Source organism: Streptomyces sp. NWU339 (assembly GCF_003143855.1).
Taxonomy (GTDB): Bacteria; Actinomycetota; Actinomycetes; order Streptomycetales; family Streptomycetaceae; genus Streptomyces.
This window is the reverse complement of the sequence record NZ_QFRK01000021.1, coordinates 78,000-89,797: the sequence shown is the minus strand read 5'-3', so window position 1 is coordinate 89,797 and position 11,798 is coordinate 78,000. Positions and strand designations below refer to the sequence as shown.

Sequence of the window (11,798 nt, the reverse complement as noted above, 5' to 3'; positions counted from 1 at the left end):
CGTCCGAGCTGCTCCGGTTCGTATTGGGGACCGCGGTCCGGTTACGCTCATGAGATGCATGCCTGGCCCGCTTCCGAGGTCCCCGCCCTTCCCGGTCAGGGGCGCGACCTGAGGATCCACGACACCGCGACCGGGGGCCTGACCCCGCTCGACCCCGGCCCCGTCGCCCGTATCTACGTCTGCGGCATCACCCCGTACGACGCCACCCACATCGGACACGCCGCGACGTACAACGCGTTCGACCTCGTGCAGCGCGTGTGGCTCGACACCAAGCGGCAGGTCCATTACGTCCAGAACGTCACCGACATCGACGACCCGCTGCTGGAGCGGGCCGAGCGGGACGGCGTCGACTGGGCCGCGCTCGCCGAGCGGGAGACCCGGCTCTTCCGCGAGGACATGACGGCCCTGCGGATGCTGCCGCCGCAGCAGTACATAGGCGCGGTGGAGGCGATACCCGGCATCGTCCCGCTCGTCGAACGACTGCGCGACCTCGGCGCGGCGTACGAACTCGATGACGACGTCTACTTCTCCGTGGAGTCCGACCCGAACTTCGGGCGGGTCTCGAACCTCGACGCGGCCGCCATGCGGCTGCTGTCCGCCGAACGCGGCGGCGACCCGGACCGCCCGGGCAAGAAGAACCCCCTCGACCCGATGCTCTGGATGGCCGCCCGCGAGGGCGAACCCAGCTGGGACGGCGGGTCGCTCGGCAGGGGCCGACCCGGTTGGCACATCGAGTGCGTGGCCATCGCCCTCGACCATCTGGGCATGGGCTTCGACGTCCAGGGCGGCGGTTCCGACCTGGTCTTCCCGCACCACGAGATGGGCGCCTCGCACGCCCAGGTGCTCACCGGCGAGTTCCCCATGGCCAAGGCGTACGTCCACGCCGGCATGGTCGCCCTGCACGGCGAGAAGATGTCCAAGTCCAAGGGCAACCTGGTCTTCGTGTCCCGGCTGCGGCGCGACGGCGTCGACCCGGCGGCGATCCGGCTGGCGCTGCTCGCCCACCACTACCGCGCCGACTGGGAATGGACGGACCAGGTCCTCCTGGATGCCGGGATCCGGCTCGAACACTGGCGGGCCGCCGTCTCCCGCCCCGACGGTCCGCCCGCCGAGGCGCTCGTGGAGGAGATCCGCGAGGCCCTGTCCAACGACCTGGACGCCCCGGCCGCCCTGGCCGCCGTCGACCGCTGGGCCGTGACCCAGGAGCAGAACGGCGGGACGGACGCGGGCGCGCCCGGCATCGTCTCCCGCGCGGTGGACGCCCTGCTCGGCGTGGCACTGTAGCCGTCGGCGCCCCACGACAGGAGCGAACGGCCGAGGGGGGTGCCCCGTCCATGGACGGGGCACCCCCCTCGTTCCGGTCAGTCCTCCGAGGAATCCTCGCCGTCCGCGTCCGGCTTCGGCGGATTCGGCGAGCGGGGCCGGCTGCCCGGGCCCTCCCGTCGGAACGACGGGCCGTCCCCGCCGTCGGCCGTGGCGTGCCCACCGGGCTGCGGCGGGCCGGACCCACCGTCACGGCGGCGCAGATAGCGCTCGAACTCGCGGGCGATCGCCTCGCCCGATGCCTCCGGCAGCTCGGCGGTGTCCCGGGCCTCCTCCAGCGACTGGACGTACTCGGCGACCTCGCTGTCCTCGGCGGCCAGTTGGTCCACTCCCACCTGCCAGGCGCGCGCGTCCTCGGACAGTTCGCCCAGCGGGATGCGCACGTCGATCAGGTCCTCGAGCCGGTTCAGGAGGGCCAGCGTCGCCTTCGGGTTGGGCGGCTGCGACACGTAGTGCGGGACCGCGGCCCACAGTGAGACCGCCGGGACACCGGCGTGCGTGCACGCCTCCTGGAGGATGCCGACGATCCCCGTGGGGCCCTCGTACTTGGTCTCCTCCAGATCCATACGGCGGGCCAGGTCCGGATCGGACGTGGTCCCGCTGATCGGGACCGGACGGGTGTGCGGGGTGTCACCGAGCAGGGCGCCCAGGACGACCACCATCTCCACCCCGAGTTCATGGGCGAACCCCAGCAGTTCGTTGCAGAACGAGCGCCAGCGCATGGACGGCTCGATACCGCGGACCAGCACCAGATCGCGTGGCTTGTCGCCGCCGACCCGGACCACCGACAACCGCGTCGTCGGCCAGGTGACCTTGCGGACCCCGCCGTCCATGAACACCGTGGGCCGGTTCACCTGGAAGTCGTAGTAGTCCTCGGCGTCCAGCGCCGCGAACACCTCGCCCTTCCATTCCCTGTCCAGATGCGCGACCGCGGTGGAGGCGGCGTCGCCGGCGTCGTTCCAGCCCTCGAACGCGGCCACCATGACCGGGTCGATCAGCTCGGGAACCCCCTCGAGCTCGATCACCCAGCGCCTCCTTCCGACGTGCCCTCGCGTACGCACCAACCTTACGGCGTGCCAAGGGGGCGTACGCAGCCCCTTTGCTAGGGGAATGACCGAAGACTGCCCTGGGAGGCACCCGGAAACACCCCGCGGTGGCCGGAGCGGTCCGGGAGCGCGAGCGGCCCGGTGGCGTCCCTTCCCGGCACCGGCTCCCGTGGGGGAGCCGGTGCCGGCGCCCCGTCCCCTACTTCTCGTCGAGCACGTCCTGAACCCCGGCGCGGACCTCGTCCGTGGCCAGCCCCCGGATCGTCAGGGTCGTGCGGCGGCGGAGCACGTCGTCCGCCGTCTCGGCCCACTCGTGGTCCCGGGCCCAGACGACCTGCGCCCAGATCTCCGGGGCATCCGGGTGGACACGTCGGGCCAGCCGCGGGTCGTCATTGGCCAGCCGGGCGATGTCGAAGGCCAGCGAACCGTAGTGGGTCGCCAGGTGCCGGGCGGTGTCCGCCGCCATCCGCGGGCCGGGTGCCGGGTGGTCGACCAGCAGACGGTGGGCGACCGCGCGCGGATTGGCCACACCGGGCAGCGGCAGTTTCCTCGGCAGCGACGCGACCGGCTCGAAGTCGTCGCCCAGGGGGTGGCCCGGCAGCTCCTGGAGCTTGCGCATCACCGTACGGCCGATGTGACGGAAGGTGGTCCACTTGCCGCCCGCGACGGACAGCATCCCGCCGCGGCCCTCGCTGACGACCGTCTCCCGCTTGGCCTTCGACGTGTCCCCGGGGCCGCCCGGAAGCACCCTCAGGCCCGCGAACGAGTACGTGATCAGATCGCGGTCCAGCTGCTGGTCGCGGATGGAGAACGCGGCCTCGTCGAGTATCTGGGCGGTGTCCTTCTCGGTGACCGCGACATCCGCCGGGTCGCCCTCGAACTCCTCGTCGGTCGTGCCGAGCAGCAGCATGTCCTCCCAGGGGAGGGCGAAGGTGATGCGGTACTTGTCGATCGGTGTGGCCAGGGCGGCCTTCCACGGGGAGGTCCGCTTCAGGACCAGGTGCGCGCCCTTCGACAGCCGGACGGACGGTGCCGCGTTCGGGTCCTCCATCCGGCGCAGGTGATCGACCCACGGTCCGGTCGCGTTCAGCACGAGGCGGGCGTCGACGCCGAACTCGTCGCCCGACAGCCGGTCGCGCAGCTCGGCGCCGGTCACCCGGCCCCGGGTGAACCGCAGACCGGTCACCTCGGCGTGGTTGAGGACGACCGCGCCCGAATCGGCCGCCGCGCGGACCGTCATCAGCGCCATCCGCGCGTCGTTCATCTGGTCGTCGCCGTACACGGCCACGGCCTTGAGGTTGTCGGTGCGCAGCTCCGGCACGTCCCGCGCGGCCTTGGTGGGGGAGAGCAGGTGGCCGACGCCGTCGCCGAACGCCGAGAGCGCCGAGTACGCGAGGACGCCGGCGCCGAGCTTCGCCGCGCCGTGCGGCCCGCCCCGGTACACGGGGAGGTAGAACGTGAGCGGGTTCGCCAGGTGGGGGGCCACCTGGCGGGAGACCGCACGGCGCTCGAAGTGGTTCTCCGCCACCAGCTTCACCGCGCCGGTCTGCAGATAGCGCAGACCGCCGTGGAGGAGCTTGGAGGAGGCGGAGGAGGTGGCGCCGGCGAAGTCGCCGGCGTCCACCAGTGCCACCCTGAGGCCGGACTGCGCGGCGTGCCAGGCGGTGGAGATGCCCAGGATGCCGCCGCCGATCACGAGAAGGTCGTACGACGCCTTGGCGAGCCGCTCCCGGGTCTCGGCCCGGCTCGGGTTCGAGCAGGAGGCCGGGCGCGTCCCCAGGGCAGGCACGGACTGCAGGGTGGACTGAGTGGTCATGTCGGGTTCTTGCTCCTCGTCGGGCTGTGTCAGTCTTCGTCGCCGAGCCAGCCCATGGTCCGCTCGACGGCCTTGAGCCAGCTCTTGTACTCACGGTCGCGGATCTCCGCGTCCATGCGGGGGGTCCACTCGGCGGCCCGTCGCCAGTTGGCGCGCAGGTCGTCGGTGCTGTTCCAGAAGCCGACGGCGAGGCCGGCGGCGTAGGCGGCGCCGAGGCAGGTGGTCTCGGCGACCATGGGACGCACCACGGGCGCGTCCAGGAAGTCCGAGAGGGTCTGCATCAGCAGGTTGTTGGAGGTCATGCCGCCGTCGACCTTGAGGGCGGTCAGTTCGACGCCGGAGTCCTTCGTCATGGCGTCGGCGATCTCCCGGGTCTGCCAGGCGGTGGCCTCCAGGACGGCGCGCGCGAGGTGTGCCTTGGTGACGTACCGGGTCAGGCCGGCGATCACACCGCGGGCGTCGGAGCGCCAGTAGGGGGCGAACAGACCGGAGAAGGCCGGCACGAAGTAGGCGCCGCCGTTGTCCTCGACCGAGAGCGCGAGCGTCTCGATCTCGGCTGCGGTGGAGATCAGGCCCATCTGGTCGCGCATCCACTGCACCAGCGCGCCGGTGACCGCGATGGAGCCCTCCAGGGCGTAGACCGGCTTCTGGCCGCCGATCTGGTAGCCGACGGTGGTCAGCAGGCCGCTGTAGGAGTTGATGATCTTGTCACCGGTGTTCATCACCATGAAGGTGCCGGTGCCGTACGTCGACTTGGTCTCGCCCTCGGCGAAACAGGTCTGGCCGAACAGGGCGGCCTGCTGGTCGCCGAGCGCGGAGGCGACCGGGACACCGCCGAGCAGGTCGCCCAGGCTGCCGCCCTTGATCTCGCCGTAGACCTCGGAGGAGGAGCGGATCTCGGGCAGCATCGCCGTCGGGACGCCGATGGACTCGGCGATCCTCTCGTCCCACTGCATGGTGTGCAGGTTCATCAGCATCGTGCGGGAGGCGTTGGTGACGTCGGTGACGTGGTGGCCGCCGTCCGTACCGCCGGTCAGGTTCCAGATGACCCAGGTGTCCATGGTGCCGAAGAGGATGTCGCCCGCCTCGGCGCGTTCCTTGAGACCCTCGACGTTGTCGAGCAACCAGCGGGCCTTGGGGCCGGCGAAGTAGGAGGCGAGGGGGAGACCGGTCTCGCGGCGGAAACGGTCCTGGCCGACGTTGCGGCCGAGTTCGCGGCACAGGGCGTCGGTGCGGGTGTCCTGCCAGACGATGGCGTTGTGGACGGGCTCACCGGTGTTCCTGTCCCACAGGACGGTGGTCTCGCGCTGGTTGGTGATGCCGATGGCCTTGATGTCGTCCCGGGTGATGCCGGCCTTCTCGATGGCACCGGCGACGACCTCCTGGACGTTGGTCCAGATCTCGGTGGCGTCGTGTTCGACCCAGCCCGGCTTGGGGAAGATCTGCTCGTGTTCCTTCTGGTCGACGGCGACGATGCGGCCGTCGCGGTCGAAGACGATGCAGCGGGAGGAGGTCGTGCCCTGGTCGATGGCGGCGATGAACGGGCCGTGGCCGTGGGAGGCGATGCCGGCGGTCTGGTCGTCGGTCACTGTGTGCTCCTGGGGGTTCCTTGATTACGGGGCTGTACGGACGGCGCTTCCACAAGACTCGGGGTTGCGCGGCAGCAGGGTCGCCGTCAGGCGAGGACGATGTTGTAGAAGCCTGCCGCGAGGGCGCCGCCGATCAGCGGACCGACGACCGGGACCCAGGCGTAGGACCAGTCGGAGCCGCCTTTGTTGGGCAGCGGCAGCAGGGCGTGCACGATGCGCGGGCCGAGGTCGCGGGCCGGGTTGATCGCGTAGCCGGTCGGGCCGCCGAGGGACAGGCCGATGGCGACCACCACGAGCGCCGTGATGAGACCGCCCAGCACCCCGAGGCCGTTGCCCTCGGCGTTCAGGCCCTGGGTGAGCACGGCGAGCAGCAGCACCATGGTGCCGATGATCTCGGTGGCGAGGTTCTGCACCGCGTTCCGGATCTCCGGACCGGTGGAGAAGATGCCGAGCACGGGGCCGGCGCCCTTCTCCTGTGCCTCGACGGCCTTGGCCGCGGCGGCCTGCGCGCCCGGACCGCCGACGATCTCCTGGTCGGTCAGGTGGGCCTGGAACTGTCCGTAGTACGCCACCCAGACCAGCGCCGCGCCGATCATCGCGCCGAGGAACTCTCCGGCGAAGTAGACCGGAACGTTGCTCCACTCGCCGTCCTTGACGGCGAGAGCCAGGGTCACGGCCGGGTTGAGGTGGGCGCCGGAGAGCGGCCCCGCGATGTACACCGCCGTCATGACGGCGAAGCCCCACCCGAAGGCGATGGCGAGCCAGCCGGCGTTACGGGCCTTCGAGGCCTTCAGCGTCACGGCGGCGCAGACGCCGCCGCCGAGCAGGATGAGTACGGCGGTACCGAGGGTCTCGCCGATGAAGATGTCGGAGCTGGACACCCGCGACTCCTTTGTCCTTCGTCCAGGGAAGCCGACCCCCGGGTCCCGCCGGGGATCGGCGCACTCAGGGGTGAGAGCGATGTCGGCCCTTGGCGTTGTCACACCCTAACGCGTATTGCCGGTAGTTGTTCGACAATGCCGACCGATGGACGGGAGTCTTTCTCCGCCTCGCACACACGTCAAGGGCTTGGTTGCCGAAAGTGCGATTGTTACCGGCTGCACCCGCTGCACCCGCTGCACCGGCTGCATCGACTGGGTCGAGTCGCCGGTCTTCGCCGGGGGTCTGCGGGATCCGTCTGTTCTGTCGGAGTTCCTGTCGTGTCGGAGTCCAGCCGGTTCGCCCGACCCCGGGCACGGCGACGGCCGGGACGCCGTACGGCGTCCCGCCCGCTCTTCGGAGTGTGTTCGTTCCGCCCGTGCCTGCCCGGCCCGCTCAGAACCGCCGGGCGCCCAGGTCCCGCGACACCGCGCGGGCGCAGTCCCGCACCGCCGCGATCAGCTCCGGACGCAGCTCGCCGCCCTGCCGCAGCCGCTCCACCGCACCCGTGACGCCGACCGCGCCGACCGGCATCCGCCGCCGGTCGTGGACGGGGGCCGCGATCGAGGCCACGCCCTCCCAGGTCTCCTCGACGTCCGCCGCGTACCCGCGCGCGCGGGTGAGGTCGAGGATGCGCTCGAAGGCGTCCGGCTCGCACACCGTGCGGTCGGTGAACGCCTTGCGGTCGGCCTCCAGGGCCTCGCTGTGCGCCACCGGGTCGTAAGCCGACAGCACCTTGCCCAGGGCCGTGGAGTGCAGCGGCTGCATGGCCCCGATCTCCAGGACCTGCCGGCTGTCGTCGGGCCGGAACACGTGGTGCACGATCAGCACGCCCTGCTGGTGCAGCACGCCGAGGTAGACGCTCTCGCCGCTGGAGCGGGCCAGGTCGTCGGTCCAGACCAGGGCGCGTGCCCGCAGCTCGTGCACGTCGAGGTACGTGGTGCCCAGGCGCAGCAGCTCGGCGCCCAGCTGGTAGCGCCCGGAGGCGTCGTCCTGCTCGACGAAGCCCTCGTGCTGGAGGGTGCGCAGGATGCCGTGGGCGGTGCCCTTGGCGAGGCCCAGGGACGAGGCGATGTCCGACAGGCCGAGCCGCCGCTCGCCACCCGCCAGCAGGCGCAGCATCGCCGCCGCCCGTTCGAGCGACTGGATGTTCCGTGCCATCGCCGTGCTGCCTCCGTCCCCTACGACCGTCGCACGCGGCCGCTGCCACTGTTCGGCAATGCCGAACACTACCGCTCGATGTCGACCTCCCGCCAATGGTCCGCCGCCATCCGTCGTGTCACCCGCGTGCGGTACGTCGGGACCCGGCCATCTTCGTCCGACCAGTGGACATCCCGAACATCGGGGCGCGGTCCCCGATACCCTGGCGGCGTGCCTCTGCCCGGGAGCACCACGAGGGTGCTTTTCGGACAGACGTAAAGCCGACAGCCGTCGCACCTGAGGGAGCCCCGTACATGGCCTCGTTGCCGCTGACCCCTTCCGCCGACAGCCGGACCCGTGTGTCCGCTCTCCGAGAGGCGCTCGCCACCCGAGTGGTGGTCGCCGACGGAGCGATGGGCACCATGCTCCAGGCACAGGACCCCACGCTCGAAGACTTCGAGGACCTCGAGGGCTGCAACGAGATCCTGAACCTGACCCGCCCGGACATCGTCCGTTCGGTCCACTCCGCGTACTTCGACGCCGGGGTCGACTGCGTCGAGACCAACACCTTCGGAGCCAACCTCACCGCCCTGGGCGAGTACGACATCGCGGAGCGCGTCGTCGAACTGTCCGAGGCGGGTGCGCGCATCGCCCGCGAGGCGGCGGACGAGTTCACGGCGCGGGACGGCCGCCCCCGCTGGGTGCTGGGCTCGATGGGCCCCGGCACCAAGCTGCCCACCCTCGGCCACACCACCTTCACCGCCATCCGGGACGCCTACCAGCAGAACGCCGAGGGCCTGCTCGCGGGCGGCGCGGACGCGCTGCTGGTGGAGACGACCCAGGACCTGCTGCAGACCAAGGCCTCCGTCATCGCCGCCCGCCGCGCGATGGAGACCGCCGGTCACGAGGGCCCGCTGATCGTTTCGGTCACGGTGGAGACGACCGGCACCATGCTGCTGGGCTCCGAGATCGGCGCCGCGCTCACCGCGCTGGAACCGCTGGGCATCGACATGGTCGGCCTGAACTGCGCGACCGGCCCGGCCGAGATGAGCGAGCACCTGCGCTACCTGGCCCGCCACTCCCGCATCCCGCTGTCGTGCATGCCGAACGCCGGTCTGCCGGAACTCACCAAGGACGGCGCGCGGTACCCGCTGTCCCCGAAGGAGCTGGCGGACGCACAGGAGAACTTCGTCCGCGACTACGGGCTGTCCCTGGTCGGCGGCTGCTGCGGTACGACGCCCGAGCATCTGCGGCAGCTCGTGGAGCGCGTGCGCGGTCTCGCCCCGGCGGAGCGCGACCCGCGCCCGGAACCCGGTGCGGCCTCCCTCTACCAGACCGTTCCCTTCCGCCAGGACACCTCCTACCTGGCGATCGGTGAGCGGACGAACGCCAACGGGTCGAAGAAGTTCCGTGAGGCGATGCTCGAGGGCCGCTGGGACAACTGCGTGGAGATGGCCCGGGAGCAGATCCGCGAGGGCGCGCACATGCTGGACCTGTGCGTGGACTACGTGGGCCGCGACGGCGTCGCCGACATGGAGGAACTGGCCGGCCGGTTCGCCACCGCCTCCACCCTGCCGATCGTGCTGGACTCCACCGAGGTCCCCGTCATCCAGGCCGGTCTGGAGAAGCTCGGCGGCCGGGCGGTCATCAACTCGGTCAACTACGAGGACGGCGACGGCCCCGAGTCCCGTTTCGCGCGCGTCACGCAACTGGCCAAGGAGCACGGTGCCGCGCTGATCGCGCTGACCATCGACGAGGAGGGCCAGGCCCGCACCGCCGAGAAGAAGGTCGAGATCGCCGAGCGCCTCATCGCCGACCTGACCGGCAACTGGGGCATCCGTGAGGAGGACATCCTCATCGACTGCCTCACCTTCACCATCTGCACCGGTCAGGAGGAGTCCCGCAAGGACGGCCTCGCCACCATCGAAGGCATCCGGGAACTGAAGCGGCGCCACCCCGAGGTGCAGACCACCCTGGGACTGTCCAACATCTCCTTCGGCCTCAACCCGGCCGCCCGCATCCTGCTGAACTCCGTCTTCCTGGACGAGTGCGTCAAGGCGGGGCTGGACTCGGCGATCGTGCACGCGTCGAAGATCCTGCCCATCGCGCGCTTCAGCGAGGAGGAGGTGACCTGCGCCCTCGACCTGATCCACGATCGGCGCCGCGAGGGCTACGACCCGCTGCAGAAGCTGATGCAGCTCTTCGAGGGAGCCACCGCCAAGTCCCTGAAGGCCGGCAAGGCCGAGGAACTGGCCGCGCTGCCCCTGGACGAGCGCCTCAAGCGGCGGATCATCGACGGTGAGCGCAAGGGCCTGGAGGCAGACCTCGACCAGGCCCTCGAGACCCGCAAGGCCCTCGACATCGTCAACGACACCCTGCTGGACGGCATGAAGACGGTCGGCGAGCTGTTCGGCTCGGGCCAGATGCAGCTGCCGTTCGTGCTCCAGTCCGCCGAGGTGATGAAGGCGGCCGTCGCCCACCTCGAACCGCACATGGAGAAGGTCGAGGACGGCGAGGACCTGGGCAAGGGCACCATCGTGCTGGCCACGGTCCGCGGCGACGTGCACGACATCGGCAAGAACCTGGTCGACATCATCCTGTCGAACAACGGCTACAACGTCGTCAACCTCGGCATCAAGCAGCCGGTCTCCGCGATCCTGGACGCCGCCGACGAGCACAAGGCCGATGTCATCGGCATGTCCGGGCTGCTGGTGAAGTCCACGGTGATCATGAAGGAGAACCTGGAGGAGCTCAACCAGCGCGGACTGGCCGCCGACTACCCGGTCATCCTGGGCGGCGCCGCCCTGACCCGCGCCTACGTCGAGCAGGACCTGCACGAGATCTACCAGGGCGAGGTCCGCTACGCCCGCGATGCCTTCGAGGGCCTGCGCCTGATGGACGCCCTCATCGGCATCAAGCGCGGCGTGCCCGGCGCCAAGCTGCCCGAGCTGCGGCAGCGTCGGGTCCGCGCGGCCACCGTGGAGATCGACGAGCGCCCCGAGGCCGGGCACGTCCGCTCGGACGTCGCCATCGACAACCCGGTCCCCGAGCCGCCGTTCTGGGGCACCCGGGTGGTCAAGGGAATCCAGCTCAAGGAGTACGCGAGCTGGCTCGACGAGGGCGCCCTGTTCAAGGGCCAGTGGGGCCTGAAGCAGGCCCGCACGGGCGACGGGCCGACGTACGAGGAGCTGGTGGAGACCGAGGGCCGGCCCAGGTTGCGCGGCCTGCTGGACCGGCTCCAGACGGACAACCTGCTGGAGGCGGCCGTCGTGTACGGCTACTTCCCGTGCGTCTCCAAGGACGACGACCTGATCGTCCTGGACGAGGCGGGCAACGAGCGCACCCGCTTCACCTTCCCGCGCCAGCGCCGCGGTCGGCGCCTGTGCCTGGCCGACTTCTTCCGCCCGGAGGAGTCCGGCGAGACGGATGTCGTCGGCTTCCAGGTCGTCACCGTCGGCTCCCGCATCGGCGAGGAGACCGCGCGGATGTTCGCGGCCAACGCCTACCGCGACTACCTCGAACTGCACGGGCTGTCCGTGCAGCTGGCCGAGGCGCTCGCCGAGTACTGGCACGCGCGCGTGCGCTCCGAGCTCGGGTTCTCCGGTGAGGACCCGGCCGCGATGGAGGACATGTTCGCCCTGAAGTACCGGGGCGCCCGCTTCTCCCTCGGCTACGGCGCCTGTCCCGACCTGGAGGACCGTGCCAAGATCGCGGAGATGCTCCAGCCCGAGCGCATCGGCGTCCACCTGTCCGAGGAGTTCCAGCTGCACCCCGAGCAGTCCACGGACGCCATCGTGATCCACCACCCGGAGGCCAAGTACTTCAACGCCCGCTGATCCCGTCCGGCGGTTCGCCCGGGCTCGCGGGGCGCAATGGGCGGCTGCGTCGCGCACGACGTACACTGGTCGGTCCACCGCAGGCCGGTTCCCCTAGGGGAACCGGCCTGATCGTCCCTTGAAGGAGGTA

At 70.8% G+C, this 11,798-nt stretch carries 7 protein-coding genes; 2 read left to right on the top strand and 5 right to left on the bottom strand.

Features of this window, described 5'->3' with window-relative positions:
- Positions 1-54 precede the first annotated feature (54 nt).
- On the top strand, positions 55-1,284 hold the full coding sequence (gene mshC, locus DIZ27_RS23815) for a cysteine--1-D-myo-inosityl 2-amino-2-deoxy-alpha-D-glucopyranoside ligase (protein WP_109380491.1): 1,230 nt from the start codon (positions 55-57) through the stop codon (positions 1,282-1,284).
- 77 nt (positions 1,285-1,361) lie between these two features.
- On the opposite strand, the gene DIZ27_RS23810 is transcribed toward mshC, so the two are convergent.
- The 5 genes from DIZ27_RS23810 to DIZ27_RS23790 form a co-directional block, all read right to left on the bottom strand.
- On the bottom strand, positions 1,362-2,348 hold the full coding sequence (locus DIZ27_RS23810) for a PAC2 family protein (protein ID WP_109380490.1): 987 nt from the start codon (positions 2,346-2,348) through the stop codon (positions 1,362-1,364).
- 220 nt (positions 2,349-2,568) lie between these two features.
- Positions 2,569-4,185: a glycerol-3-phosphate dehydrogenase/oxidase gene (locus tag DIZ27_RS23805; RefSeq protein ID WP_109380489.1), complete on the bottom strand. Its 1,617-nt coding sequence runs from the start codon at positions 4,183-4,185 to the stop codon at positions 2,569-2,571.
- Between the two features lie 29 nt (positions 4,186-4,214).
- A complete protein-coding gene (glpK, locus tag DIZ27_RS23800) occupies positions 4,215-5,750 on the bottom strand; it encodes a glycerol kinase GlpK (RefSeq protein ID WP_109380542.1) in 1,536 nt (511 codons plus the stop codon).
- Positions 5,751-5,860: 110 nt separating this feature from the next.
- Positions 5,861-6,655: an MIP/aquaporin family protein gene (locus DIZ27_RS23795; protein WP_109380488.1), complete on the bottom strand. Its 795-nt coding sequence runs from the start codon at positions 6,653-6,655 to the stop codon at positions 5,861-5,863.
- A 433-nt stretch (positions 6,656-7,088) separates the two neighbouring features.
- Positions 7,089-7,853: an IclR family transcriptional regulator gene (locus DIZ27_RS23790; protein WP_109380487.1), complete on the bottom strand. Its 765-nt coding sequence runs from the start codon at positions 7,851-7,853 to the stop codon at positions 7,089-7,091.
- Between the two features lie 293 nt (positions 7,854-8,146).
- Here DIZ27_RS23790 and metH point away from each other — a divergent pair, with 293 nt between their 5' ends.
- Positions 8,147-11,668 carry a methionine synthase gene (gene metH, locus DIZ27_RS23785; RefSeq protein WP_109380486.1) on the top strand — a complete coding sequence of 1,174 codons (3,522 nt, stop codon included), beginning with the start codon at positions 8,147-8,149 and terminating at the stop codon, positions 11,666-11,668.
- Positions 11,669-11,798: the final 130 nt, after the last annotated feature.

Coding starts and splice junctions, on each gene's coding strand:
- mshC (WP_109380491.1), top strand. CDS start 55: ATGCATGCCTGGCCCGCTTCCGAGGTCCCCGCCCTTCCCGGTCAGGGG.
- DIZ27_RS23805 (WP_109380489.1), bottom strand. CDS start 4,185: ATGACCACTCAGTCCACCCTGCAGTCCGTGCCTGCCCTGGGGACGCGC.
- DIZ27_RS23790 (WP_109380487.1), bottom strand. CDS start 7,853: ATGGCACGGAACATCCAGTCGCTCGAACGGGCGGCGGCGATGCTGCGC.
- metH (WP_109380486.1), top strand. CDS start 8,147: ATGGCCTCGTTGCCGCTGACCCCTTCCGCCGACAGCCGGACCCGTGTG.